This is a genomic window from Sphingobacterium siyangense, assembly GCF_023277505.1.
Taxonomy (GTDB): domain Bacteria; phylum Bacteroidota; class Bacteroidia; order Sphingobacteriales; family Sphingobacteriaceae; genus Sphingobacterium; species Sphingobacterium siyangense.
In genome coordinates this window covers 1,924,494-1,950,460 of sequence record NZ_CP080574.1, presented here as the reverse complement: position 1 = coordinate 1,950,460, position 25,967 = coordinate 1,924,494, and the positions used below count along the sequence as shown (strand labels likewise).

The following is a 25,967-nucleotide window of genomic DNA, read 5'->3' as shown; positions in this document are numbered from 1 at the left end:
CTACTAAAATGTATAATTAAATGATACTGAATAATTTCCGCCGGTCTTATAGCGATATAGAATTTCCTTAGCTTCATTATCAAAATATACGTTTACAGGATTATTCAAAATATCACCCAAATTAACCTTTACCTCCGCTTTATTCTTCATCAATTTGTAGCCAACTTGTGCATCTAATACATTACGAGGTGCTTCGTAAGCACTCGCAAAGGTAATTCCTCCTGCTTGTGCTATCCGCTTACCAATACGGTTAAAAAGGACATTGACATTCAATTTATTATCCAATGCGCTATGCTGCAATCCCGCATTGATCGTATAGGGAGATTGTCCAACCATAGGTCGAGTTTTCTCTTTATAATCTTGATCAGTTGGATTAGTCACCTTCGAATGCACATAAGAAAGATTTAAATATGCAGTTGTGTTAGAAAACAATTTATTTTCATTGATAAAATCCAATTTCTTTCTTGCCTCTAACTCAGCTCCATATAATGTTGCTTTTGGTGTATTGAAATAGGAAACATCAACTGTCGAATTCACATCATAGCGAGATGCTTCAATAGCATCTGTAAACTGTTTATAGAATGCAGAGATAGAAAAGATTTCGCCAGCCTTAGGATATATTTCAAATCTCAAATCCGCATTATTGATCGCGCTTCTTTTTAGTTTTGTATTCCCTGAAATAGTTCCAAATTGCTCGTAATCATAAAAACTAAATGGTGCTAATTCTCGTAACTCTGGACGAGCAATTGTTCTATAATAGGAAGCTCTAAGATTTGTTTTACTATTTAAACTATAAGTCATATTAATTGAAGGCAAAAAGTCTAATTTTGTATCATCAACGTCCTTTTTGTCTGTGTCAATTTGAACATTATAGTTTTCAACACGCAAGCCATACACTACGCGAAACTTATCCATAAACTTTTGGTCCATCATGGCGTAGCCAAATCCTGTCATTGATTTTGCTGTATAGAAATCACCAGGCATTTGAATTTCATCGTATTTAAAATAGTTTTTATCGATCAAATCTGCAGCAAATATTTTATCTGGAGAAAGTTCACGTATTTGGTCAGCTAATTTTGAATCCATCTTAATTACATCTAAGACCAGTCCAACAAAACGTGCATCAAAATCACGATGACGATAATTTGCTCCAGCACCAACTTTCAATGTACTTGGTGCAGATAGAAAATTCATTGGTCTAGCATAGTTTAACTCTCCAGAGAAAACATTTTCATTAAGATCAGAAAACAAACGCGTATTCTCTTTACTAGGGCTTGTAATGTTGGCCAAATAAGGAACTGTAGAATCATTTTCTTTGTCAATCGCTTTTGCATAATTGATTTTCATCTGATTCGGTTGATTGTTTTTAATGTTGCTATAGGATGCTGTCCATTTAATTCTATCATTTAGATCAGAAAGTACGTGATCTCCTTCCAGTGTTGATTTGAACAATGATTTTTGCAAAATATCAAAAGCATAGAATTTATTTACTGATGTCGTTCCAAGATGTGTTCCTGTCCGCTCAGTATATACGTTATCATAATTTCGATTGTACAAGTTCTTCCAAGAGATTTTATTCTTTCCAAAAGAATAACCGAAATTAGCCATTGCTCCCAAATTCGTTGTAAACTTATATTGATTATCTTTATAATCATACTGATACCACTTACGTTCAATATTTGATAAAATATTTTGGGAATTTCGGTAGTTTACAGAAAATAGTGCCCCAAACTTATTGTTATTCTCATATTGCTTTACTCGACCCAAAGAAAATTGATAAGCTTGGGAGGGAAGCGCCTTCTTATTTTCAACTGAAAAATCATTCGACAATGATTTCATGGTTAAACGTTGCCACTTTTGCGATAAACCAGCAGCGAATGCTTCTCGCGAAGGGTAATTCTTGGCCAACTGACTAGATCCATCATCAAAACCAAGATAGTTTTGAAAATTCTTCTTGGTTTGCAAAAAGTCTTTAAAAGTTGAGGCTGTGTTATAACCATAGCCTAAACCAAAAGAAACGAAGTTTTGATCAGGAATATCTTTTGTTGTAATCTGTACAGCTCCCCCTGCAAAATCTGCTGGTAAATCTGGAGTAGCTGTTTTTGAGATCGTTATTTTATCAATAAGATTCGAAGGAATAATATCAAATGAAAATGCGCGACGATTGGCTTCTGTACTTGGTAGTACCGAGCCGTCCATCATAGCAACGTTATAACGATCACTCAAACCGCGAACGATGACAAACTTATTATCTTGAATTGTCGTACCACTGACACGACGTAATGCTTCGGATGTATTTTTATCTGGCGATCTTCTAATCTGCTCACTTGAAATACCATCAGAAATCAATGCACTATTTTTTTGTTGCGAATATAATGCACCAATAGATTCTTTCTTAAAAGATCCTGTAACCACAACTTGATCTAACACCTGTCCTTCCGAATTATCAAGAACGATATCCAAATTGGTCAAATCATTCGCTTTAATCTCAACCTCGGTAACTTGCTTCCTCGAGTAACCAATATAAATATATTCTACAGTATATTTACCTGCCGGTAAAGCTGGAATACTGTATTTTCCAGATACATCAGAGCTTCCACCTCTTGATGTTCCTAAAATACGAACAGTTACTCCGGTGATTGTTTCACCAGTTTTACTGTTAGTAATAGTCCCCATTAACTTCCCACTACTTTGTGCATAAACTGTTGTTGATGCAGCTACTACAAGCGTCATGGCAGCAGCGATTCCTTTAAGTTGTAATTGTGGTTTCAATTTATTTGTTTTTTGTTTCTGCAAATCTATTAGCAGAATATTAGATTAACATTAACAACAAATTACCATTACATCAATCAGTTGTTAATTTAATGTTACTCACCTCCTATTTTTCTTGATTTTCAGCAAAAAACAGCTGTTTATCCAATTTATACGAATATTTCCTCCCCTTAATGGGACAACATATTAAAGAAGTGTAATAAAATTATTAAGCACTTAATTTATTAACACAATAAGGTTATTTTTATAAATTACACTTTAATGAATGCCATTTACGGCCTTATATAGATAAGTGGTACTGCTAGTTGAGAGAGACCGATCATCTTCCATTGCCAACTGTTAACTCACTGCAGTAAATTGCTTTTTATATGCAATATAATTGCAATTATATTGCATATAAAAAGCAATTTATCTAAGTTTGAATATATTTTCAATTTCTGATCCTCATGAGCACTCCAATCGTATCGACTACACAGTTATCATTTCAGTATCCTAATTCAACGCCAATTGAATTTCCAGATATTCACATCGAGAAAGGTCAGCATACGCTGTTATTAGGAGATTCGGGTTCTGGAAAAACAACGTTACTTAATATATTAGGAGGTTTGTCACGACCAGAGACAGGTCTGGTCAAAATAAATAACCAAGACCTATCCTTATTATCAAACAGCAAATTGGATCAGTTTCGTGCGCAATATATCGGATTTATATTCCAAGAAGCCCACCTCCTAAGAAATTTAACACTTTTGGAAAACATCAAGTTGGCACAGTCTTTAGCAGGGAAAAGAATAGACCTTAATGCAATACATTTCATATTGACGCAACTGCAATTAGATCAAAAAAGTGATGCCTACCCGAACGAATTGAGTCGCGGCCAATTACAACGTGCTGCTATTGCACGCAGCATCATCAATAAACCAGCTCTACTTATTGCTGACGAGCCAACTGCCGCTCTAGATGACAACAATACCTACAGGGTATTAGAACTATTATTATCGATAGCTGACACTGCAGGATCGACTTTATTGATAACAACACACGACAAGAGAATAAAAGATCAGTTCTCCAAAATGTACCTTTTAAAATAATTGTTTTACTTTAATTTACGCGTCACCCTTAGTTTTTAGAATTTGTTATGAACACGATACAATTGGTTTGGAAAAATTTAAGTAGGCAGTTTGGCTCGGTCTTTCTAAGCATTCTGTTAACGGCGTTTGGAATTTCCATCCTTGCCGTGCTTTCAATTACCGGAGAAACTTTTGAAAAGCAGCTTGACAATAACAGTAAAAATATTGATTTGGTTGTTGGAGCCAAGGGAAGCCCCCTTCAATTGATCTTGTCAAGTATTTATCATATTGACAATCCAACCGGCAATATCCCACTGGACGAACTGGAATCATTACGCCAAAATCCCCTTGTTCAGCTTGCAGTGCCCCTATCTTTAGGCGACAATTTCAAAGGCCATCGCATTGTTGGAACAGATTCATCTTTCTTAGCGATTTATGAAACAGCAATAATTGAAGGCCGTATCTGGCAAAATAATTTTGAAGTAGTCATTGGTGATCAAGTTGCAAAAAAACAACAGCTCAAAATTGGCGATCAGATCCATAGTTCACATGGCTTGAGCAAAGATGGACATCATCATGACGAACATCCGTTTACCATTGTTGGTATTCTAAAACATAACAATAACGTTACCGATAACTTAATACTAACCAACTTAGAAAGTGTTTGGGATGTACATGGCATTGCACATAAACATGAGCATCAAGAAACAGCAGTAGAGAAAGAATTACGCGAACGCCAAGAAGACCGGGAGGAAACCCTCAAAGCACATCTGCACCATCATGGTGAAGATATAGCAGAAAATTCATCTGCTCCAGCCCAAACGAACGAAAAAGGGCATCAGGAGCAGGAAGACCATCATGAGCACGCAGAGGAAGGCATGTTTGTGAAGTCAATAGGTGCCGACATGGTAAAACAGAATGGATTGGAAATAACCGCCATTCTACTAAAATATCAATCCCCTGCAGCGATCGGAATTTTGCCAAAATTCATTGATCAGCAAACAGACATGCAGGCCGCATCTCCCGCCATGGAAAGCACTCGTCTATTCGCGTTATTAGGCGTAGGGATAGATTCTTTATCGATACTCGCTTATGTAATTATGTTTATTGCAGGTTTAAGCGTCTTTATTAATTTATATAACGCATTAAAGCAACGCAAATATGACCTTGCCATCATGCGTACGCTTGGAGCCTCCAAAGGAAAACTCTTTGCCATTGTGCTCCTTGAAGGACTAATCATTACGATTCTTGGTGGGTTAATTGGGCTTATAATGGCACATCTAGCGCTTTACTATATCAGTAATCAGACAAGTCAAAGCGCCGATTTTATAGAGGCCTTTACACTTCATCCGAAAGAACTGATTTTCTTGTTTGTTGCTTGTCTAATAGGTATCTTCGCAGCACTTATTCCGGCGATCAAGGCCTACAGGACAAGTATTTCTGGAACACTATCAAATAAATAAGTTTAACTAAGATTACACAACGACAAAAGATCGCAATAAGAAGAGCAGCTTATCCTTTAGGCAGGAAAACGGAAAATACATTCGAACAGCTTCTCGATACATAACATTCGATACATAACAATAGCATAACACATGAAAAAAACACTGACAGTATTCTTATTTATATTATTCTGTACCATACAGTCCCAAGCCCAAATAGGCAATAATCCGGATGTTCCCGATCATACACCTATGATGAACAAAACTTGGGAAGCAATTGATAAAATGGCTTATAAAGTAACTTATAATGGAGCAAAGAAAGTATATACGCCTTTCTACCCAAAGGAACTTAAAGCGCTTGAAAATAAAATTGTTGAATTACCAGGTTATATGGTTCCTCTTCATAGTGGTCGTAATCATAAAAACTTTATGATGTCTGTATTACCCGTGATGCAATGCCAATTCTGTGGATCCAACGGAATACCACCAATGGTTGAAGTAACATTAAAGGGCAATGCAATAAAATTCTCTGAAGATCCGATTAAATTAAAAGGGAAAATGATCTTTACCAAAGATCCGCTTAAAGGAAATGCTGAAATCCAGATTGTAGATGCAGAACCAATAAAATAAACTAGCGTCTATTATTAAACCATTAAATGGGCTTTGCAGATCTCTCACAGCCCATTTAGTGGGCCAGGGTCCGTCTTTTATCCCCTACCCTCTATTCAGCAGGGAAACTTCCATACAAGCTGCTAAAGCAGCCGTTTCGGTTCTTAAACGCGCTTCTCCCAACGAAATCGGATGAAACCCCATCTGTAGTGCCAAATCAATTTCCTCTTCAGAGAAATCTCCTTCCGGACCAATGAGGATAATATAATGCTGGGCAGGCTCCAAAACCTGGTTTAAATACTTCTTTTCAGCGTCAACACAGTGTGCAATTGCCTTTTGAACACCTTCTGTTGGGATTTCCCTCAAAAACTGTTTAAACGATACTGCTGGATTTAGCTTCGGAAGATAGGCTTTCAACGATTGTTTCATCGCTGCAACAACCACCTTATTTAGACGATCTAATTTCACCTCTTTTCGCTCAGAATGCTCACAGATAACTGGAGTTATTTCTTGAATTCCAACCTCAGTCGCCTTTTCCAAAAACCATTCGATGCGATCAATATTCTTCGTTGGACCAACAGCAATATGCAAATGATATTTTGGCCGCTGAAACTCCTCCTCAACAGTTAAGATCGTGAGAACAGTACGTTTGGGATGAGGGTCAATAATTTGAGCTTCGTACAAACCACCGCGACCGTCTATGAGATGTAAACGATCACCAGTATCCATACGAAGCACACGAATAGCATGTTTACTTTCTTCTTCACTAAGGATAAAATTTTCTAATGAAGGGTTTAAATCCGGTGTAAAAAATAACTGCATGTACTTTCGTTATTGTTTTATTCTTCTGTATCATCATCGGCCGATTCGACCAATTCCAATTTGACAAACTCTATGTTCTGCTGAGCCTTACGGATAATAGTGAATACGTAACCATATTCTTCTTTACGCTCACCGACTTCAGGTATCTTATCAAAGATTTCGCTCACCAGACCCGACATCGTATCGTAATCCTGACTCTCGGGTAATTCTATCGGGAGAAATTCATTCACATCATGAATACTAGCTCCTGCATCGACCATATATTCCGTTTCCGAAATACGTTCGACAACTGGAGTTTCCTCATCGTATTCATCCTGAATCTCACCAACAAGTTCCTCAACAATATCTTCCAGGGTAACCATACCCGCAGTTCCACCAAATTCATCCAATACAATCGCTAACTGTAGACGCTTTTGCTGGAACTCAGCCATTAGATCATTGATCTTCTTCGTCTCAGGAATGAAATAAGGTTTGCGCATGATATTTCTCATGACAACCTCTTTTCCTTTAGCTAAGAGGGGTAAAATATCTTTCGTATGGACAATACCAACGATTTGATCAATATTATCCTCATAAATTGGCAGACGAGAGTACCCTTCTTCAGTCATGGTTTCTATCAGCTCAGAGGCATCAGCCGTGACCTCCACAGCCACAATTTTGGTACGAGGTACCATAATATTCTTAACGATACGTTCGTTAAAATCAAATACATTTTTGATCAACTCGTGCTCAGAAATATCCAAAGCACCAGACTCTTTACCTTTATCCAAAAGATATTGCAACTCTTCAGAAGAGTGCGCAGATTCCCCTTTAGTAACTTCAAATCCTAAAATCTTCAACAGAAAATTAGCGAAACCATTTAAAATCCAAATAAATGGTCTAAAGATAAAGTAGAAAAATTGCAGTGGAACCGCAATTTTCATTGTTGTTGCAACAGGTTTTTGAATCGCAATTGATTTAGGAGCGAGCTCTCCAAATACAATGTGTAACACGGTAATAATCGTAAAAGCCAATACATGACCTGCATTCGTCGCGATTGTACCTGTCAATTCAACACCGAAAAAACCTAATACCCCCTGCACAATTTGGGTCATTACAGCCTCTCCTACCCAACCTAAGGCCAGTGAAGAAAGTGTAATACCCAATTGTGTAGCGGCCAAATAACCATCCAAATGCTCCGTTATACTTTTGGCTATTGTAGCAACTTTGCTACCTGTTTTTGCCTGAACTTCAATTTGGGAGACTCGGACCTTGACAATAGCAAATTCTGCCGCGACAAAAAAGCCGTTGGCCAATACTAAAAACAATGTCCAAAATATATCGAGCGCCATGCTTGGGGTTATTTGTTAACAAATTCTTTTTTGTACAAATCGATAGCCTCGATCAAGATTCTTTGTGCTTCTTCACGTCCTTTTACACCCTCAACAATGACATGCTTCTTTTCAAGTGCTTTATAACTCTCAAAGAACTGTACAATCTCCTTCATGGTATGCGGAGGTAACTGATCAATATCTTTAATGTAATTAAAAACGGGATCATTTTTAGCTACCGCAATAATTTTATCATCTTGTTCTCCACCATCAACCATATTCATCACACCAATGACCTGTGCTTCAACCAATGTTAATGGTAAAATATCCACTGAACAAATGACCAAAATATCCAAAGGATCTTTGTCATCGCAATAAGTCTGTGGGATAAAACCATAATTGGCAGGATAAACGACAGATGAACTCATTACTCTGTCCAAAAGCAACAAACCAGTTTCTTTGTCTAATTCATACTTTCCTTTGGATCCGTTTGTAATCTCAATGATAGCATTTACGGCATTTGGAACATTCTCACCTGGAGAAACCATGTGCCAAGGGTTTTGTTTACTCATTTTTTATTTTACTGTATATTTTGTTTGTTTCTTTTATCTTTTATACGCTTTTTTAACAACGTTATTGCAATTGGTAAAAATGCGATCACAATCATACCAACGACAACATATTCTACATAATGTATAATCCAAGGGAACTCAATACCAAGGAAATATCCAGACAGGGTCAACACAAGTACCCAAATGGCAGCTCCGGCAACATTATACAGAACGAACTTCTTAAAGTCTAATTTTACAACACCTGCAAAGATAGGTGCAAAAGTACGAACTATTGGAACAAATCTTCCTATAATTAAAGCAGTTCCACCATATTTATGATAAAATTCTTCGGCCATGACCACATATTTTCGCTTAAAGATGAAACTATCTTTTCGCTTAAACAGCATCGGCCCCGCTCGATAACCAAACCAATACCCTGTAAAATTCCCTAACACTCCCGCTATAAACAAGCCCAAACAAAGCGTGTATATATTAACGTCAATTTTATTTAGCGCGCAAAATAATCCTGCAAGAAATAATAAATAATCCCCAGGTAGAAAAAATCCAAAAAATAGGCCCGTCTCAGCAAATACAATTAAGATAACCAAATAAAACCCTCCTGAACTCAATAGTTCCTCCGGGTTTAATAATTGTTGAAATGACAACAAGAGTTCATGCATAACCTTTAGTAAAAATCAATGTTGCGTTCCTTTTTTAGAACAACTCCCACGCTTATCTCTGTACAAATTTGAAACAACAAGGTACAAATATAGCATTCTTCTAAAAAACGAACGTAAATCAAGTGTAATATAATCCTTTCTAATTATTGATTTTGAGCAGTTATACTGACGATAGACTCGCGAATAGTAGTCGCAATTTCATGAAGTTCGTCCTCTGCCAAGCTCAATTTAGGTCCAGCAAAGTTTAAATCACTAATTTTATTAATAGGCACCAAATGTATATGTGCGTGAGCCACTTCTAAACCAACAACTGCAACACCGACTTTTACACAGGGAATTACCTTTTTAATACCTTGAGCAACAATCTTAGCAAAGACCCAAAGCGCCATATATTCATCATCTTCTATATCAAAAATGTAATCGGTCTCTTTCTTAGGGATCACAAGAACGTGCCCCTTAGCCAATGGACTGATATCCAAAAAAGCTAGAAAATCATTACTTTCTGCAACTTTGTAAGCTGGGATCTCCCCAGCAACGATTTTTGAAAAAATTGTCGACATATTATTCTAATCTTGGAATAAATCTTTTAAACAATAATTAGCAAAAAACAGACTTTAAAATGCAAAGCCTTCGGTATGTTAACAATTAAAAATTTAACTGCAGTTTTATCACACCCTGTTTTTCTACTGCCAACAAATATAAACAAAAAAGGTCGCGATTACTATATCACGACCTTCTTAATATAAAGTTAATTTGTGGATGTGCGGTTATGGCATACCGCACATAACCGACATATATTATCTTGAAATCTCTACGATCTCGAATTCAATTTTACCGGCAGGCACTTCAATAACAGCTGTATCACCTTTCGATTTTCCCAACAAACCCTGGGCAATAGGAGATTTAACTGAAATCTTGCCCGACTTCAAATCTGCTTCTGACTCCGCCACCAATTGATAAGTCATTTCAGCACCATTCTTCTTGTTCTTGATCTTAACAATCGATAAGGCCAAAACTTTAGATGTATCCAATTTGGACTCATCAATTAAACGTGCTGTAGCCAATGTATTCTCCAAATTGGCAATTTTAGCTTCATGAAGCCCCTGAGCTTCTTTAGCAGCATCATACTCTGCATTTTCTGACAAATCTCCTTTGTCTCTAGCCTCTGCAATAGCATTGGCAATTTTAGACCTTCCTTCCGTCTTCAGATAAGCCAATTCTTCTTTAAGCTTACGCAATCCTTCTTCCGTAAAATAAGTTACTTCTGCCATAATTTTATCTTTTTTCTTATTTTCTACTTTTTAAAAAAGAAACAAGACCATATTTCCCTCGTCAGGAAACATGGTCTTGCTTTGAATCTATACGAAGATAATAATTGTTTTCAACAAAACAAATTCTTACCCGTTAAATAAAATTAAATCTCTTCCTCATCAACAAATTTATACCCCAGCCCCCGAACTGTTTGTAGATAATGTGGCTTATCTGGATTTGTTTCGATCTTTTTCCTTAAACGAACCACATGCATATCCAACGTACGTGTGTTGACATTTGAGCTATAACCCCAGACAACCTCCATTAACTCCTCGCGTGTAATCTCCCGGCCTAAGTTTTGTAAAAAATGAAGCAAAATTCGGTTTTCCAAAATGGTCAACTCAACTTTCCTTCCGTCACGTATTAAGGAATGAATATTCGGATGATGTTCCGTTTGGCCAAATTTATATACTTCGGGACTGTTCTTAGGCAAGAAAAATTTCACCTTATTATCGATCATAGCAATAAGCACATCCATATTGAATGGCTTACTAATGTAATCAGTCACACCAAAGCTATAGGCTTCAATTTTGTCCACATCTTGAGACTTCGCTGTCATCATGATAATGATATTCTCAAATCCGGCTTTACGGACATCTTCACAGATTTCGTTGCCTTCTTTTCCTGGAAGCATCCAATCCAACAAAACCACATCGGGTCTCTTTTCCAAGATCAAACTTTCCGCTTCATTCCCATTTCCACTTTGAATGACCTGATAGCCTTCGGATTCCAATCGATGTTTTACCAAGAACCGTAAGTTCTCATCATCTTCAATAACAGCAACAGTGATGTCTTTATTCATATTTAAATTTATTTTTTAAACCGGAAATACCAAGGTAAAGGTGGTCCCCTGTCCCAATTGACTTTTTACTGTAATATCACCACCTATAAATTCGGTAATTTCTTTACAGAAAGCCAAGCCCAAACCGATACTTCCTTGCTGATTATATTGACTTTTTATTCTATAAAACTTTTTGAAGATGTTGTTAAACTCTGCCTTCTCAATACCTATTCCTTCATCCTTAAAAGTGATAACAAAATTCTTCTTGTTTTGTTGTATCGCAATATCTAAGATTTTATGCCCCGCTTTCGAATATTTATAGGCATTATCGATCATATTTTGAAACACACTACTTAACAGTACCGGATCCGCAAGCATTGATGTTCTTACATCAATTTTTGTGCTAATCTTGAAATCCGCATATTTTATTCTTGACGAAGCTACTAGATTTTCGGTAAATTCCTCCAAATCAACTTCTTCTTTATTTAATTTTATGGTTTTATTTTCGATCTGACTAAAAGACAACAGCTTATTCATCAAGTTATTTAATCGGTCTGCCTCCTGATCCAATATATTTCCATACATTTTCCGTTCTTCATCAGAGAGTACCTGCGCACTCTTAATATTATTTCCAGCAATTTTAATAACACTCACAGGCGTCTTAAACTCGTGGGTAAGATTATTGATGAAATCGTACTGCAATTTAAAAAGTCTTCCGTTAATTTCTAAATTTCTATAAATTAAATATAATATTGCAATCAAAATAATATAAATCAGGGATACCCCTCCCAATACCGGCCAAAAACTGCGATTTATCTCTTTTGACAGAAAACTTTTACTCGACCTAAAAAGAAGTTTGTAGTCTGCTAAGGCTCCAGGTAACGGCATCTCCGTTGAAATCTCGTCATTTTCCGGCGTGATCGGAGCACCAACCAGTGGGACTATTTCTACTTTCTCATAAAGATTTGAATAACTATTTTTTACTTCCAGATACATTGGGTCAATCTGAAAATTGAACATATCCTGTTCATATCCGACAGTATGATCCAAATTACCTTCCATAATGGACTTATAGACTATTAAGTCGTTGACCCTTGGAATATTCAGATAGGTAATCTGTCCAGGTCTTATGGTATAAAAAACCTTCAGGATATCCTTATCAGAAAGCTTGGCATTCGGTTGCAATTTATCAATATAAGTTGCCAGCTTCACACCAATATTATTAATCTCTTCGGAATGCAAGCCCATCTGCCCACGATCCCGAATCGTATTTTTGTTCAGGCCAGACCTGGAAACGGTAAAAAAAGTAATGGTTTTCGGTTGAATTCTAAGGTTATTAACAATAAAACCATAGTTCAAATTATGATCATTATTAAATTGTAAATCAAAAAAACCAATTTCTCTAACGAATGGGTAGGAACTTAATATACTATATGCATATTTTCCCGCCTGGACTGAATCCAAAAAACCTTGATAAAAAGATACTTCAGGAATTCTATTCTGAAAAAAATCATTGAAAGGGACTAAGGTTTGATCAAATATCTCCGATTTTCGATTGGTAAATTCGTTCTTAATATGCGATTCTGTATAACTACGCGAAAGAAAAAGGGCAAATATATACAGACCACTAATCACGATGAAAAACATCAACAATAATCCGTAGTTTTTTCGATAGCTATATTTCTCTGCTTTCATAATCTCCTGCCCTTAGTCTACAAGATATTTCGCCAAAAACCGCTCCAACTCATTATAGTACCCAAAGACATTCTCGTCCCGTTTAAAAGTTCTATCCTCGTCCTCTTTTAGGATGTATTGTACGGGAATATTATTATTCTTTAATTTCTGTACAAATTGATTTGCATCTGTTACCGAACTAAACCTATCCTTTCCTCCCTGTACCAATAGCACCGGTATCTTTACTTTATCCGAATGAAATACAGGTGAAATATTTTTAAATAGCTCAGCCTCCCGAATCGGATTCCCAACTACTTGATACATTTTCTGCACATACGATTTAAAATATGGCGGTATATCTCTAAAGTAAGTGAACAGATTGGTATAGCCGGAATAAGACACGGCACATTTATAAAGATCAGAATTAAAACAAGCAGCGTGTAGCGCCGAATAGCCTCCGAAACCTTTCCCTACAATAGCGACACGTTCCCGATCAGCAATTCCTTCTTTAATCAACCATTTCACCCCATCAGTAATATCATCCTGAATCTTCCCACCCCATTCCTTAAATCCCGCAGTCCAAAACTTCTTACCGAAACCGGTCGATCCCCTATAGTTCATCTGAAAAACCAGATAGCCCCTGTTCGCCAGAAACTGCGCTTCGTTATCGAATCCCCAAACTTCCCGTCCGTTAGGTCCATCATGGGGCAATACAACCATAGGCAGATTTTTGCGATTGGAATGAATGGGATAAGTTAAATAACCCGAAATCTGAATACCATCTCTCGCGGTATAAGTGATATACTCATTTGGAGAAAGTTCTTTGTCTTTTAGATCGGAATTATTATCTGTTAGCTTCGTTAATTTTTGAGTCGAAAAATCATAAAAATAAATCCCGCCCGGATTTACGTCCGTATAGGTTTTGATAATGACCTTGTTCCCCGAAATATCAGTATTCAATACCTGAAACTCAAAGCCATCAATCTGCTTCGACAATTGATCATATTTCTTTTTGGTAGCCTCATCAAAAAAATGTCTGTTCTGTCTTGATGTGCTATAATTGACAAATAACAGCTTATTCTGTTCAGTGAAATACCCCCCAGGGCTCACGTCAACATCCTTATGACTATATAGCTCGCCCAGCTCTCTTTGATTTACTAAATCATAACTTACCAAGGCCAGTTTATCCCGGTCTATATTGGATAAAGCATAAATGATGGCATTTGAACTATCCTTATAACCCAGTGGAGAAAAACTACTTTCAACATCACATCGTATAATCTCTTTAAATGGTTCTTTTTCTGAGCTTCTATAGAGCACAGATTGCTGTACAGAATCGTTGGCCACAGCCAATCGTACCTGCCCATCATTGGATATAACCCAGGAGCTCATATTTCCCGGATTCTGTAAAACCAATTCCCGAGGCCTCCCATCTAAATAGATACGATAAAGGTCAAAAAAAGAAGAGTCTCTATCGTTGATTCCCGCTATAAAACTATCACCTCCCGTCGCCATAGCATGAATCCATCGAAACCGACCTCGTACCGGTTTAATCAATGGCCAAATCTTTTCTGTGTTGATGTCCACAGCATATAAACGTAAACTGTCCTGCGAAGATTGTTCCGTCAAAAAAGAAATTTTTGAATCATTGTTCCAAGCGAAGGATTTTACGTTAATATCATTTTGATAAGTAAGCTGTTTGGAACTATCCTTATTGATCAAATCTATTAAATAGATATTTTTGCAATGATTATCTAAGCCAATGTAAGCTATGAATCGACCATTTGGAGAAATCTTAAAATTTGATTTTTCAGGTGTAGAAAAAAATTGATTAATTGGAATAAGATCAACACTATGTCGTTGACACCCCAACATGATCATGGCAGAAAAAAACAAACCTATCCAAAATTTCATCCTCATAATCCCAAATACATCCTTATCATTTATTCCAAATATTGCAATTAAATACGGAATTGCATGAAATGCAACCTTATTTTTACAAGATATAGTAATTAAATGTAATATTCAAACTTATCTCGGTTCTGTCCTTTAGAATCTTTTTTATCGCAGAAAAATAGCGTATTTTTGCATATGTTTTTATACAATGTCTCCGTTATAGCAGAAGAAACAATCCATCAAGAGGTCGTTTCATGGATTCAGGATAATATCGTGCAATCCCAAAAATTTCAAGTGCATTTTCTGGAAATGCTACAGTCTCCACACGAAGGTATGACCTACTGCATTCAGGTTATACTCCCTACAGAAGACCATATAGCAGATTTTCAGCAAGTGCATCTAATTCCATTACAACAACTCATTTCGGAAGTATATAAAGACAAGGTGTTCCTTTTCGACAGTACCATGAAGTATCTAAAAAAATAAAAGAGCTCTGTGGAGCTCTTTTATTTTTTTATTTCATTAATATCGTTACCATCTTCTTCAAGGTTCTTATTATTCTTTTCACCTATCTCTGCCGCCAATTCATAGCGCGGATCATAACTGATTTTTGGCGTTAAAAAATGAAGTAAAATCAAACGGGCATATCTAAAATTAAAAGGTGCGAAGACCAAAATGGTTACAGCTAGACCAATCAGATAAGACCAAGGAGACTCGCTTCCTGTCAAAATTGCGATAGCAACAGATACAGTAACAATCTCAGCGACAGACAAAGCATAACTCACATACATGGCAGCATAGAAATACCCCGGCTCAACCTCGTACTTGACACCACAATAAGGGCAAGTATCATTCATATGCTGCTTGTGTAAACTGTATACCTTTCCTACAAATACATTACCAATATGACACTTCGGACATTTGGAATGTATCATTGCATGGAATTTGGATGTGGGCATTAAGAATCTATTTTATTTCGTTTAAAAATTTCTTTGTTACAGGGTTCTTCTTGCGGTATTTTTTATACCATAAATAACCAAGGCCCGCCGCGGCTAGATAAGGTATTACCAATAGAAACAAAATACCGTCATTCAGACCTCTTCCCTGCATATTTCCTTCCTTCGTAGAATTCTCAGCGTTCAATGTACACATCGCACACTGTCCGTACGAAACAGACACAGCCGAGCAGCTTAAGGTAAATATTAGGAGTAAATATTTAAACCATTTCATAGCACAAAGGTACTGAAATTTTAACGATTAGCGTGCCAAAGATTCAAATTTATCCCAGAAGCCATCTTTCGGCAAAGAAGCGATCAATTCCATCCTATCCTTTTTTATTGGATGCGTAAAGGCCAATGAACGAGAATGTAAACAAATACTACCCAAAGAACTACCTCTTGGATATCCATACTTATTATCACCAACAATAGGACATCCCATCGCTGCAAGTTGCGCACGAATCTGATGTGTACGACCTGTTAAAGGCTCTACGCGCAGCAAATAGAATCCATTCAACTCACCCACCAATGTATAATCCAACTCGGCATAACTTCCGCCTTTCACCTCGCGTGGAAAGGCCTTTGTTACCCTTGTTTGTCTATTCCGAACCAGCCAATTGATAAGTTTCCCCTCAGTTTTTCGCGGACGCTGTCTAACGATTGCCAAATAGGTCTTTTTCACATGTCTATCCTGAAAAAATTTATTCATTCGCTCTAACGCCTTGCTTGTTTTGGCGAACAAAATCATACCACTAACAGGTCTATCTAATCGATGAATAACACCGACAAATGCTTCATTTGGCTTATCATATTTCTTTTTCAAATATACTTTCACCATATCTTCTAAAGATAGGTCTCCTGTTTCATCCACCTGCACAATATCCCCGGCTTTCTTATTTATAGCGATGAGATGATTGTCTTCGTAAATGACGTCTTTATCGGTTATTTCGCTGTGATTCATTTCTTTCAAATCTAAAAGGGTTATCCAAATGCTATACAGTATTAAGACCTGTTCAGTTGGATCCCATAATGGTGCTATTATTTATTAAAAAAGGCCCTACGCAAGCGTACAGCCTTTCCTTATGTTCTTTTTTAACACAACTTATTTTGCAGTGTCCGCTTTAAGCAACTCAGCTTTTTTCGCATTCTCCTTCATCTTCTTTTTAAAGAAACCACGCAACAAGAAATTATGCTGCAATGCCTCCATATTCTCGTCCAGTTTGGATGTGCTCGAATTTAAATTATTAATTGCCGATTTTATTTGATTTGCCGATGCCGGGTCATTCAATAACACACCCACCGCATTATCTTTATCATTCAATCGACTTGAAGCATTATTCAAATTGTTTATCAATGCATTTGCTGTCTGAGAAACTCCTTGCAACTGCGCTGCAGACTGACGCAGGTTAGAGAATATAGCGGTATCAGTCGTTAAATCATGAATCAAGCCCTTATTGCTATTTAAAGAGTTTGTCAAGGTAACCAAATTAGCAGATGCTTTATTCGCATTATTCATTGCAGCACTGATTGACAATAATGTAGCACGCAATGTATTAACCATAGAAGTATCGGTCAACATCGCTCCAACCATTCCTTTTCCGTCCGCCAATCCACGGGATATTTCTACAAAGTCAGTAGTAATCTTTGCTAAGTTTTCATTATTTACCTGCAATGTTTCCATCATTGCTTCCATGTCCGCAGTCTTCGCCGAACGCAAGAAATCACCTGTCTCCACTGTTGGCGCATTTTGCGACCCTCCAGAAATCACTACGATCTTGTTCCCAATCAAACCATCCGAGCCCAATTTTGTTACGGCATCTTTACGAATATATTCGGCAGATTTCTCCTCGATTGTCAAAACCACCTCAACATCCTGCACACTTTTAAAATGTATATTCTTAATGATCCCTACCTTAACCCCAGAAAACCACACATTACTTCCCACTTTCAATCCAGCGACATCGGGAAATGAAGTCGTAATTTCGATATTTCTAGTAAATTTCTTTTGCTGGCTACCCAAAATAAAAATACCCGCTAAAAGAATCAATACGCCTAAAAAAACAAAAATACCGACAATGATTGCTCTTTTATTTTCTGCCTTACTCATGTATATTATAGAATAAAATTATAATTATAAAACGCTCTTACACGTGCGTCATCTGTATCAAAAATCTCTTCAAAAGACCCCTGTCTTTCAAACTTGCCATCCAACAACATTACAATACGGTCTCCCACCTCTTTCGCACAAGCTAAATCATGCGTAATAATAATTGATGCTGTTTTATACCTCTCCTGAACCTCATTAATCAATCCATTAATCTCCAAACAAGTGATCGGATCTAGTCCTGCTGTTGGTTCATCGTACATCATGATTTCAGGTCTAAGAATCAGTGTGCGCGCAATACCAATTCGTTTACGTTGTCCACCCGACAACTCCGATGGCATCTGATTGATAGCTTGCGAAAGCCCTACTCCATCCAAAACCTCTTCTACAGCGTAGTTGATCTCCGAACGTGTTAAGTTCCGTTTATTTCGAACCAATGGAAATTCCAAATTTTCGCGCACAGTCATACTATCATAAAGCGCACTATTCTGAAAAGAAAACCCTATTTTTAAGCGTAATTCACGCAGTTCGCGATCATTTAATTCAAGAACTGACTCTCCCAAAACATTGATCGTCCCCTCATCCGGTCTTAATAAACCCGAAATCAATTTGATCAACACTGATTTCCCCGTTCCAGAACGCCCAAGCACAACGAGATTTTCTTCTTTATATAAATCCAGGTTAACACCACGTAGGACGTGATTATCACCGAAAGACTTGCTAACATCCCTAATTTCAATGACCGGCTTCGAATGGTCGATGGTTGATTTAATCTTTTCCATAGCTCGCTATCCAAAGAACGATAAAACTTGAACAATAATTATTTCCTCAATAAATACAAGGAACATCGAAGCTACAACGGCAGCATTGGCTGCCTTACCCACACCTTCAGTCCCCTTTGAAGAAAAATAACCGCAATAACAACTTACAGCTCCAATAGTAAAACCAAATATAACCGCACGCAAAACCATAGCACCTAAATCCTTAAATGCTATCGTCTCAAATACTTGCGTAAAAAAACTCAAAAAGCTTAAGTCGTCTTTACTCATCATACTTAGGTAACCGCCTAAAAGACCTATACCCGCTACATAAAAACATAGTACAGGAATCCCAATAGTTGTAGCTAATATTCTACTTACAATAAGATACTTATATGGATTAGTTCCCGAAACTTCCATGGCATCGATTTGCTCCGTGACATTCATCGAACTTAGTTCCGCACCGATTTGCGAGCCCACTTTACCCGAAGCTATTAAAGCTGTCACCAGCGGTGCAAGAGCACGAACAATAGCAATCGAAATAAGCGAAGGCAACATCGAAGTCGCCCCGAATTCTTCCAAAGAAGGACGCGATTGTTTTGTAAAGACAAATCCAACAATAAACCCCGTTAAACTGATCAAAGGCAAAGATTTGTAGCCTATTTCATAGCACTGGCGGACAATTTCTTTAAATTCATATGGTGGAGTTACCAATTCGCGCCAAAACCGTAGCAAAAAACGGTGAATGTTTGCGAATTCTAGAAAAAAAGTCTGAAGTTTTTTAGCCATTTAAATGATGTCTATTTCAAATTAATGTGTCATAAAACACGTCTTATGCTGAACAAACACGTAGCAATTCGAGCGGTAAAGGTAAATAAAAAATATGTATCTAAAATTGTCGTTTATGTAAAAAGATCATCAATTTGACTTTTATATAAAAAAAATCAGATTTCCAGTGTACCGATTAAACCATTTTATACGTTATGCTGTCATAATAACAAAGACAATACAATAGAGTTTTGTCACACTTTTAAATATTACAGTCATGAAAAATTTAGGCAACATAAAATATTGGGTACTTGGTTTTATAGGTATCGCTTCTTTTTCAAGTTGCGCGACTTCGATGGCCCAACGGGGTGGATATAATGGTTATAACAATTATAACAATGCTGGAGTTTCGTTCCAGATGTTCTATGATCAACTCTCCCCTTACGGACAATGGGTTAATGATCCCAATTATGGTTATGTCTGGATTCCGGACGTTGGCCCGAACTTCCAGCCTTATGCAACCAATGGTTATTGGACAATGACCGACTATGGTAATACCTGGGTATCCAACTATGACTGGGGTTGGGCTCCATTTCACTATGGTCGCTGGAACTACAATGACCGTTATGGATGGGGATGGGTTCCTGACTATGAATGGGGGCCAGCATGGGTAAATTGGCGTCAAAGTAACGACTACTACGGTTGGGCACCAATGGGCCCGGGCATGAGTATAAATGTATCTGTTAATATTCCAATGAACTTTTGGACATTTGTGGGAGTCAATCACTTTATGAATAGGGATATGGATAGATATTATGTTAATCGAAGAAATTACAATAATATCTATAACAGAACCACCATTATCAACAATACAACGATAATTAACAACAACTATTATGTTGGTGGCCCTCGAAGATCTGACATCGAACGTTCGACAGGAAGAAGCGTAACAGTTAATAGAATCGCAAATGCCGATCGACCTGGATCTGCCCGCAGTAGCAGCAATCGTAGTAATGAAATCAGTATGTACCGTCCAAATGTAGACCGTAATACAAGATCTTCTGCACGCCCTACAAATGTCGTGGATGCATCTACCCGAACACGTAATAACAATAGTGAGATTTCAGATCGTACCAATCGTGTTATCAGCAATCGAGACAACATCGATTCAAGATCAGGAAGTCGTGAGTTATATATCGATAACAGTGGAAATGCTTCTGTAAGGTCTCGTAATGATGCCAACAGCGGTGGCTCGAGTCGTAGTTCAAATAATAATACGAGAAGCAGCGACAATGGAACTGTAAATAGAAATACGAACGGTACACAACCTAATTCGAATAACTATGATTTTAGAACACGATCAGGTCGCCAATCGGATGCTTCAAACAATAACAACCCTACATCTACCAGTAGAAATAGACAAAATGGCTCCGTTGATAATAATGGTGTTGTAAACGGCAGAAGTACAGACTACAATAGAAACGCAGATTATAATTCACGTTCGCGGTCAAATGCAAGCAGCTCTAATCAGACTGTGCCTCCACGAGTAGTTCAACCGACAACAACGCCACAACGAAATGGAAATTATGATGGCAGCAGAACCCGTTCGAGCCAACCGGTATCGCAACCAACTCAAAATCGGAGCTACGAAAACACAAGAAGTAGATCAAATACAGACAATTCATCGTCCGTATCGCGATCAAGGTCTTCAGAAAGCTCCGGTGAACGTAGCTCTGGACGTTCTTCACAAGGATCAGAAAGATCTAGAACAAGATAATGACAGCCGAGTAAAATAATAATTCATATCTGGCGGGTAAAATGAAAAATTTTATCCGCCTTTTATTTATATGCATGTCTTTTTATATTTATCATGAACAATCCATACATTTTCACGTTAATTAGTAAATTTACCGCTTCAAACAAAAAAACAGATCGATAAAGATGGCTTCATTTACCTCTATATTAGATAATGACTTTTACAAATTCACCATGCAGCATGCTGTGGTTAAGTTGTTTCCAAAGGCCAAGGCACGTTATCATTTTATTAACCGCGGACATCATAAATTTCCCGATGGTTTTGACGTGCTCCTGAAGGAAGCCGTCAATGAGATGGCTAATTTGAAGTTAACAAAAGCAGAAAAGGCATTTTTTGCTAGAACATGTCCTTATATAGACCCAACCTATTTTGACTTTCTTCAAGGTTATCGCTACGATCCCGAAGAGATCAAAATATTCCAGGATGGCCCCGACCTTGAAGTCATTATCGAAGGGTACTGGTACCGTACTATTCTTTGGGAGGTTCCGTTGATGTCGCTCATATGTGAACTTTTTTATGAATCCCAAGGTCTACAACGTGCCTCGGATGCAGAAGTAATCGCCACAGCCAAAGATAAAATCGAAAAATATAAAAAACTCAATATCACAATTGCTGATTTTGGCACCCGCAGACGTCATTCTTATGAAGTCCATGATATGGTCGTTCGCACACTGAAGCAATATGGCGAAAAAACATTTATAGGTACCAGCAATGTACATTTGGCAATGAAATATGAGACGAAACCAATTGGCACACACGCCCATGAATGGTTTATGTTTCACGCCGCCAAATACGGTTATAAAATGGCCAATCTACTTGGTCTTGAACATTGGTCTGATGTCTACCGAGGTGACCTCGGAATAGCACTATCGGACACCTATACTACGGAAGTTTTCTTTCAGCAATTTGACAAAAAGTTAACCAAATTATTTGATGGAGTCCGCCACGATAGCGGCGACCCGCTTGAATTTACAGATAAGGTTATTGCACACTATAATAAAAATGGAATCAATCCCCTCTCAAAGACAATCATATTCTCGGATGGCCTAGACTATGAGAAGGTCGAAAGAATCGCGAGCTACTGTGAGGGAAAAATATTGCATTCCTTTGGCGTTGGCACCAATTTCACCAATGATGTGGGGCTCAAACCCATGAATATCGTCATTAAGATGACTGACGCTTTACCAGAAGATGATCAATGGACCCCGGTCATTAAGCTATCTGACGAACCAATGAAACATACAGGAGATGAGGACTCCATATATATTGCAAAAAAAGTATTAATGATTGATGATGACAATGCATAGAGATGTATACGGTGAGGCCTTAGATGATTACTTTGTACATCAAGAAGAAAAGTTCCCTTTAATACTCCATACAAGTTATGGCGACCAAGATGAAATGCCCGTTGAGATTTTCTTTCGGGAACCCGATGATTTTCCTGAACTGGAATTTATTGGACTATCCTTATGTGATGGACGTGTACTGGATGTTGGAGCAGGAGTTGGCAGCCATAGCCTGTATCTCCAAGAAAAAGGTTTTGAAGTAGATGCACTGGAACTCTCGCAAACCGCTTGCCATATTATGCAACAACGCGGGGTACAACATATTATCTGCGAAGATTTCTATAAATTCGAAGGCCAAAAATATGATACGCTATTGTTTTTAATGAACGGAATAGGTCTTGCCGGTGACGTAGATGGTTTTCGAAAACTATTACAGCATAGTAAAGAGTTACTGACTGAAAATGGCCAACTGATTTTTGACTCTTCAGACATCAGTTATTTGTACAAAGATTACAACATCAAAAAACCAGCGCATTATTTTGGGGAAATTCAATACCAGTATGAGTACAAAGGGACTCGAGGAAATCTTTTCAAATGGCTCTATTTAGACCAGGATTTATTGATCAAAATTTCGCACGAACTGGGTTGGGTTGTACAAATTTTGTATGAAGATGAGAATGATCAATACCTCGTCCGCATGGAACTAAAAAAATAGCCTGTTGTTTATAACAGGCTATTTTTTTTATTATTTCTATGTTATTATATATATTATTTCTGTGTTCTTATATAGATATCTCCCATGGATGTTTTTAAAATAACATCCTGTCCACCACCATTCATTTTGCCTTTCACGGCGTTACCCATCGGAGTTGATTTGGCTTCCTCGGCAGGTTTTTCGAATTGAAATTCGTCCGCAGCATAGATATTCCCCATAGCAGATTTTACATCCACATTAGCGCCGAAATTCTTTGGGAAGGCAACATCTACGGCGCCCATGGCAGCGACTAAAGAAATCGGTCCTTTGACAGGTTGAACAAATTTGGCTGTAACATCTCCCTGTGAAACCTTTACATTGATCGGCCCGGTAACATTCAATAAATTCACGTCGCCTATCGTACTAGCAACTTCAACCTCAGCCCGGATATCTTTTAATTCGATAACTCCAGCATTAAACATAGCCCCACGCCCTCCTTTGATCGTCACAGGTAAATCCATTGGTATCTTGATACGAATAGAATCTTCTAAGGGCATCCCAACCATACTTATTTCAGTCACTCCACCTTCTGTTTTGATGTTCATACCAAGTCCTGAATTATCCGATAATCCCGAGCCATTGATCACACGTAGGCCTTTTGCACGGTCATTTTCTTCACTTTCCTCTACCTTGGCTGTAATCAGCACATCGTTTCCCTTATAACCTTCAATATAAACATTATCCAATTTTAGTAAAAGTTTATTCCCCAAGTTGGGCACTTTAATTTCTTTCCAGTTTTTCGGTCCCTTTTTACGGCCGAATCCGGCAGAACTGTATGTAAAATTATTAGTATTACTAACAACAACTCCTGAAACCGCTCTAGCCTTTTTAGGAGGATTAGGAGGCTTTGGCGCAGCCACACTTTCTACAGTTTCATTTACTTGGGCCTGCAATACACTTGCAAAGATCAGTGCGACCCCAATCATCATTATCCTTATCTTTTTCATTTCGTTTTAATTTATCTTCATTATTTGTCAAATAATGCATTTTAAGCTTTTTCATAGATTAACCTACACAATCTGACTTCTACCTTAATATATCCTATTATTGATTTAATAATACCGCATATGCTTGCTCCTTCACAAATTTCAGGGTAAATGGATCTTCCACAATTTCATTTAATTTTTCTTTTGTTGTTGCTTTCATCGTCGGATCCTCCTGTTGAGCCATCATTTGCATCAGTTCCATTTGTAAAGTGGGGTCATTTTGCTCCACAAAGAAGTCCTGAACTTTCTGCTGACGTTCTTCTGGACTAAGTCCACTTAATATGGTTTCGATTGCAGCCATGCGGACATTACTACTTTGATCTGACACAGCTGTCTTTTCCAAAGCTCCCACACTATTCGGATCTAACTTACCCCCATCTTTCATCGCCAAGACAGCACTTAAACGCGTGCTTGCGGAACTCGAATCCTGAAGCATCTGAACGTAATCCATTTTCTCTTCCATTTCACGATGAGCAGTTTCCGATACGCTTACTTTTGCCAATTGTTTTCCTTTGCTTTCGATACCGGCGATTGCCTTAACGGGAGCTGAAGCCTCTTGGGTACCAGTATGAATTCCCATCACCTCAGCATCAACTGCTTTTGCATTGTCTTCTTTTTCCGGAATAGTAATAGGATGTACCGCAGCCACAGGCTTCTCTACTTCTATTGCTCGTTGTTGATTAAAAGCAATAAAAGTTGCTGTCCCAACTAACAGAGCTGCTGCCGCAATACTAGCCCACTTCCATAAAGGCTTAATCTTTCTTTCCTGAACAGGGGGAACTACTTGTGGTCTTATTTTATTCCATAAGTCAGCCGAAGGTTCTCTTTGATCAAATGCCTCCCGATTAGCGTTCACAAAATCTTTTAAATTATCCCGCATAATTATACCTTTCCTTCAATTCTTCGTAAATTTTCTTTTTAGCACGGTGATATTGACTACGTACAGCAACCGCTGTCATCCCCAATGTTTCCGCAACCTCATCATGGCTCATGTTTTCAAACAGGTAAAGATTAACAACCATCTTAGGTACGCCTGTCAATTGATCGATCACATGCTCTAAATCTGTCAAACGACATTCACGCCATTCTTTTTCCAGCAATTCGTCTTCGCCATCATCCTTAATTTCCAAATCATCCACCGGCGTAAAATATTGCTTATTCTTCCGTAACAGTGAGATTGCCTTATTCACCCCCATCCTTCTCAACCAGGCTTCCACACTGAGAACTAAATGCCATTTATCTGATCTTGAAAAAAAGTCAACAAAGGTTTCCTGTAAAATATCTTCACTTTCTTCCTGATTGGACAAAATCCGATAAATAGAATTAAAAATCTTTTTTGCATACCGATGATAGAGCTGTGCAAATCCAGACTCATTGCCCGTTTGGCACATCGCTAATAAATCTTTATCGCTAAGCTGATTTTGCACGTTCTAAAATTAATACTGTTAATTCTTATGTTTCTACTATGTAGTCGGGGCTCTGCTGAAAATGTTGCAATATAATTTTATTTTTTTTCTAAAATAATTCTAAAAATGCACAAAAGCCCATTAAAGGGCCTCCTTTCAACAAAAAACACTCAAGA

Annotated in this window: 26 protein-coding genes; 7 read left to right on the top strand and 19 right to left on the bottom strand. The window is 37.7% G+C overall.

The features are described 5' to 3' along the window. Positions 1-3: 3 nt before the first annotated feature. On the bottom strand, positions 4-2,772 hold the full coding sequence (locus tag K2F45_RS07860) for a TonB-dependent receptor (protein WP_237242042.1): 2,769 nt from the start codon (positions 2,770-2,772) through the stop codon (positions 4-6). 446 nt (positions 2,773-3,218) lie between these two features. On the opposite strand from K2F45_RS07860, the gene K2F45_RS07855 reads away from it, so the two are divergent. The 3 genes from K2F45_RS07855 to K2F45_RS07845 all read left to right on the top strand — a co-directional run bounded on the left by K2F45_RS07855 (position 3,219) and on the right by K2F45_RS07845 (position 5,911). Next, positions 3,219-3,860 (top strand): ABC transporter ATP-binding protein, encoded by a 642-nt coding sequence (locus K2F45_RS07855; protein WP_070567298.1) that lies wholly within the window; start codon positions 3,219-3,221, stop codon positions 3,858-3,860. A gap of 47 nt (positions 3,861-3,907) precedes the next feature. After that, positions 3,908-5,302 carry an ABC transporter permease gene (locus K2F45_RS07850; RefSeq protein ID WP_075991669.1) on the top strand — a complete coding sequence of 465 codons (1,395 nt, stop codon included), beginning with the start codon at positions 3,908-3,910 and terminating at the stop codon, positions 5,300-5,302. A gap of 132 nt (positions 5,303-5,434) precedes the next feature. After that, positions 5,435-5,911, top strand: coding sequence for a hypothetical protein (locus K2F45_RS07845; RefSeq protein ID WP_070567302.1), 477 nt, complete (start codon positions 5,435-5,437; stop codon positions 5,909-5,911). Between the two features lie 84 nt (positions 5,912-5,995). On the opposite strand, the gene K2F45_RS07840 is transcribed toward K2F45_RS07845, so the two are convergent. The 9 genes from K2F45_RS07840 to K2F45_RS07800 form a co-directional block, all read right to left on the bottom strand. Further along, positions 5,996-6,712 (bottom strand): 16S rRNA (uracil(1498)-N(3))-methyltransferase, encoded by a 717-nt coding sequence (locus K2F45_RS07840; RefSeq protein ID WP_075991668.1) that lies wholly within the window; start codon positions 6,710-6,712, stop codon positions 5,996-5,998. A gap of 17 nt (positions 6,713-6,729) precedes the next feature. Then, on the bottom strand, positions 6,730-8,043 hold the full coding sequence (locus K2F45_RS07835; RefSeq protein ID WP_070567307.1) for a hemolysin family protein: 1,314 nt from the start codon (positions 8,041-8,043) through the stop codon (positions 6,730-6,732). 8 nt (positions 8,044-8,051) lie between these two features. Continuing rightward, a complete protein-coding gene (locus K2F45_RS07830; protein ID WP_075991667.1) occupies positions 8,052-8,594 on the bottom strand; it encodes an inorganic diphosphatase in 543 nt (180 codons plus the stop codon). Positions 8,595-8,602: 8 nt separating this feature from the next. Beyond that, a complete protein-coding gene (locus K2F45_RS07825; protein WP_075991666.1) occupies positions 8,603-9,253 on the bottom strand; it encodes a DedA family protein in 651 nt (216 codons plus the stop codon). A gap of 143 nt (positions 9,254-9,396) precedes the next feature. Then, positions 9,397-9,813, bottom strand: coding sequence for an HIT family protein (locus K2F45_RS07820; RefSeq protein ID WP_075991665.1), 417 nt, complete (start codon positions 9,811-9,813; stop codon positions 9,397-9,399). 237 nt (positions 9,814-10,050) lie between these two features. Next, a complete protein-coding gene (gene greA / locus K2F45_RS07815; protein WP_046674213.1) occupies positions 10,051-10,524 on the bottom strand; it encodes a transcription elongation factor GreA in 474 nt (157 codons plus the stop codon). A gap of 143 nt (positions 10,525-10,667) precedes the next feature. After that, positions 10,668-11,366 (bottom strand): response regulator transcription factor, encoded by a 699-nt coding sequence (locus tag K2F45_RS07810; protein WP_046674214.1) that lies wholly within the window; start codon positions 11,364-11,366, stop codon positions 10,668-10,670. Positions 11,367-11,381: 15 nt separating this feature from the next. Continuing rightward, on the bottom strand, positions 11,382-13,040 hold the full coding sequence (locus K2F45_RS07805) for a sensor histidine kinase (protein ID WP_075991664.1): 1,659 nt from the start codon (positions 13,038-13,040) through the stop codon (positions 11,382-11,384). Positions 13,041-13,052: 12 nt separating this feature from the next. Next, positions 13,053-14,933, bottom strand: a complete 1,881-nt coding sequence (locus K2F45_RS07800; RefSeq protein WP_075991663.1) for an alpha/beta hydrolase family protein — start codon at positions 14,931-14,933, stop codon at positions 13,053-13,055. A 177-nt stretch (positions 14,934-15,110) separates the two neighbouring features. Here K2F45_RS07800 and K2F45_RS07795 point away from each other — a divergent pair, with 177 nt between their 5' ends. Further along, a complete protein-coding gene (locus K2F45_RS07795; protein WP_070567317.1) occupies positions 15,111-15,401 on the top strand; it encodes a DUF4286 family protein in 291 nt (96 codons plus the stop codon). 20 nt (positions 15,402-15,421) lie between these two features. Here K2F45_RS07795 and K2F45_RS07790 read toward each other — a convergent pair whose 3' ends face one another. The 6 genes from K2F45_RS07790 to K2F45_RS07765 form a co-directional block, all read right to left on the bottom strand. Then, on the bottom strand, positions 15,422-15,772 hold the full coding sequence (locus K2F45_RS07790) for a DUF983 domain-containing protein (RefSeq protein WP_075991662.1): 351 nt from the start codon (positions 15,770-15,772) through the stop codon (positions 15,422-15,424). A gap of 109 nt (positions 15,773-15,881) precedes the next feature. Beyond that, positions 15,882-16,145, bottom strand: coding sequence for a hypothetical protein (locus K2F45_RS07785; protein ID WP_070567322.1), 264 nt, complete (start codon positions 16,143-16,145; stop codon positions 15,882-15,884). 27 nt (positions 16,146-16,172) lie between these two features. Then, on the bottom strand, positions 16,173-16,874 hold the full coding sequence (locus tag K2F45_RS07780) for an RluA family pseudouridine synthase (protein WP_075991661.1): 702 nt from the start codon (positions 16,872-16,874) through the stop codon (positions 16,173-16,175). A 141-nt stretch (positions 16,875-17,015) separates the two neighbouring features. After that, on the bottom strand, positions 17,016-18,020 hold the full coding sequence (locus K2F45_RS07775) for an MlaD family protein (protein WP_248933284.1): 1,005 nt from the start codon (positions 18,018-18,020) through the stop codon (positions 17,016-17,018). 5 nt (positions 18,021-18,025) lie between these two features. After that, positions 18,026-18,799, bottom strand: a complete 774-nt coding sequence (locus K2F45_RS07770) for an ABC transporter ATP-binding protein (RefSeq protein WP_075991660.1) — start codon at positions 18,797-18,799, stop codon at positions 18,026-18,028. Positions 18,800-18,805: 6 nt separating this feature from the next. Continuing rightward, positions 18,806-19,564, bottom strand: coding sequence for an MlaE family ABC transporter permease (locus K2F45_RS07765; protein ID WP_075991659.1), 759 nt, complete (start codon positions 19,562-19,564; stop codon positions 18,806-18,808). A 256-nt stretch (positions 19,565-19,820) separates the two neighbouring features. Here K2F45_RS07765 and K2F45_RS07760 point away from each other — a divergent pair, with 256 nt between their 5' ends. The 3 genes from K2F45_RS07760 (at position 19,821) to K2F45_RS07750 (ending at position 23,360) form a co-directional block, all read left to right on the top strand. Then, positions 19,821-21,320 carry a DUF6600 domain-containing protein gene (locus tag K2F45_RS07760; protein WP_248933283.1) on the top strand — a complete coding sequence of 500 codons (1,500 nt, stop codon included), beginning with the start codon at positions 19,821-19,823 and terminating at the stop codon, positions 21,318-21,320. Positions 21,321-21,484: 164 nt separating this feature from the next. Next, positions 21,485-22,666, top strand: coding sequence for a nicotinate phosphoribosyltransferase (pncB, locus tag K2F45_RS07755; RefSeq protein ID WP_088160660.1), 1,182 nt, complete (start codon positions 21,485-21,487; stop codon positions 22,664-22,666). Continuing rightward, positions 22,650-23,360: a class I SAM-dependent methyltransferase gene (locus tag K2F45_RS07750; protein WP_237242040.1), complete on the top strand. Its 711-nt coding sequence runs from the start codon at positions 22,650-22,652 to the stop codon at positions 23,358-23,360. Before pncB ends, K2F45_RS07750 begins: the two co-directional genes overlap by 17 nt. A gap of 53 nt (positions 23,361-23,413) precedes the next feature. Here K2F45_RS07750 and K2F45_RS07745 read toward each other — a convergent pair whose 3' ends face one another. The 3 genes from K2F45_RS07745 to K2F45_RS07735 form a co-directional block, all read right to left on the bottom strand. Next, positions 23,414-24,346: a DUF4097 family beta strand repeat-containing protein gene (locus tag K2F45_RS07745; protein ID WP_083663539.1), complete on the bottom strand. Its 933-nt coding sequence runs from the start codon at positions 24,344-24,346 to the stop codon at positions 23,414-23,416. 97 nt (positions 24,347-24,443) lie between these two features. Further along, positions 24,444-25,265, bottom strand: a complete 822-nt coding sequence (locus tag K2F45_RS07740) for a HEAT repeat domain-containing protein (protein ID WP_075991655.1) — start codon at positions 25,263-25,265, stop codon at positions 24,444-24,446. Next, complete coding sequence (locus K2F45_RS07735) at positions 25,255-25,812, bottom strand: RNA polymerase sigma factor (protein ID WP_075991654.1); 558 nt, start codon at positions 25,810-25,812, stop codon at positions 25,255-25,257. The genes K2F45_RS07740 and K2F45_RS07735 overlap by 11 nt, the downstream gene beginning before the upstream one ends. Between the last annotated feature and the right edge of the window lie 155 nt (positions 25,813-25,967).

Coding starts and splice junctions, on each gene's coding strand:
- K2F45_RS07745 (WP_083663539.1), bottom strand. CDS start 24,346: ATGAAAAAGATAAGGATAATGATGATTGGGGTCGCACTGATCTTTGCA.
- greA (WP_046674213.1), bottom strand. CDS start 10,524: ATGGCAGAAGTAACTTATTTTACGGAAGAAGGATTGCGTAAGCTTAAA.
- K2F45_RS07765 (WP_075991659.1), bottom strand. CDS start 19,564: ATGGCTAAAAAACTTCAGACTTTTTTTCTAGAATTCGCAAACATTCAC.
- K2F45_RS07810 (WP_046674214.1), bottom strand. CDS start 11,366: ATGAATAAAGACATCACTGTTGCTGTTATTGAAGATGATGAGAACTTA.
- K2F45_RS07855 (WP_070567298.1), top strand. CDS start 3,219: ATGAGCACTCCAATCGTATCGACTACACAGTTATCATTTCAGTATCCT.
- K2F45_RS07850 (WP_075991669.1), top strand. CDS start 3,908: ATGAACACGATACAATTGGTTTGGAAAAATTTAAGTAGGCAGTTTGGC.
- K2F45_RS07805 (WP_075991664.1), bottom strand. CDS start 13,040: ATGAAAGCAGAGAAATATAGCTATCGAAAAAACTACGGATTATTGTTG.
- K2F45_RS07760 (WP_248933283.1), top strand. CDS start 19,821: ATGAAAAATTTAGGCAACATAAAATATTGGGTACTTGGTTTTATAGGT.
- K2F45_RS07780 (WP_075991661.1), bottom strand. CDS start 16,874: ATGAATCACAGCGAAATAACCGATAAAGACGTCATTTACGAAGACAAT.
- K2F45_RS07750 (WP_237242040.1), top strand. CDS start 22,650: ATGATGACAATGCATAGAGATGTATACGGTGAGGCCTTAGATGATTAC.
- K2F45_RS07785 (WP_070567322.1), bottom strand. CDS start 16,145: ATGAAATGGTTTAAATATTTACTCCTAATATTTACCTTAAGCTGCTCG.
- K2F45_RS07835 (WP_070567307.1), bottom strand. CDS start 8,043: ATGGCGCTCGATATATTTTGGACATTGTTTTTAGTATTGGCCAACGGC.
- pncB (WP_088160660.1), top strand. CDS start 21,485: ATGGCTTCATTTACCTCTATATTAGATAATGACTTTTACAAATTCACC.
- K2F45_RS07820 (WP_075991665.1), bottom strand. CDS start 9,813: ATGTCGACAATTTTTTCAAAAATCGTTGCTGGGGAGATCCCAGCTTAC.
- K2F45_RS07770 (WP_075991660.1), bottom strand. CDS start 18,799: ATGGAAAAGATTAAATCAACCATCGACCATTCGAAGCCGGTCATTGAA.
- K2F45_RS07830 (WP_075991667.1), bottom strand. CDS start 8,594: ATGAGTAAACAAAACCCTTGGCACATGGTTTCTCCAGGTGAGAATGTT.
- K2F45_RS07790 (WP_075991662.1), bottom strand. CDS start 15,772: ATGAATGATACTTGCCCTTATTGTGGTGTCAAGTACGAGGTTGAGCCG.
- K2F45_RS07740 (WP_075991655.1), bottom strand. CDS start 25,265: ATGCGGGATAATTTAAAAGATTTTGTGAACGCTAATCGGGAGGCATTT.
- K2F45_RS07775 (WP_248933284.1), bottom strand. CDS start 18,020: ATGAGTAAGGCAGAAAATAAAAGAGCAATCATTGTCGGTATTTTTGTT.
- K2F45_RS07800 (WP_075991663.1), bottom strand. CDS start 14,933: ATGAAATTTTGGATAGGTTTGTTTTTTTCTGCCATGATCATGTTGGGG.
- K2F45_RS07825 (WP_075991666.1), bottom strand. CDS start 9,253: ATGCATGAACTCTTGTTGTCATTTCAACAATTATTAAACCCGGAGGAA.
- K2F45_RS07795 (WP_070567317.1), top strand. CDS start 15,111: ATGTTTTTATACAATGTCTCCGTTATAGCAGAAGAAACAATCCATCAA.
- K2F45_RS07845 (WP_070567302.1), top strand. CDS start 5,435: ATGAAAAAAACACTGACAGTATTCTTATTTATATTATTCTGTACCATA.
- K2F45_RS07840 (WP_075991668.1), bottom strand. CDS start 6,712: ATGCAGTTATTTTTTACACCGGATTTAAACCCTTCATTAGAAAATTTT.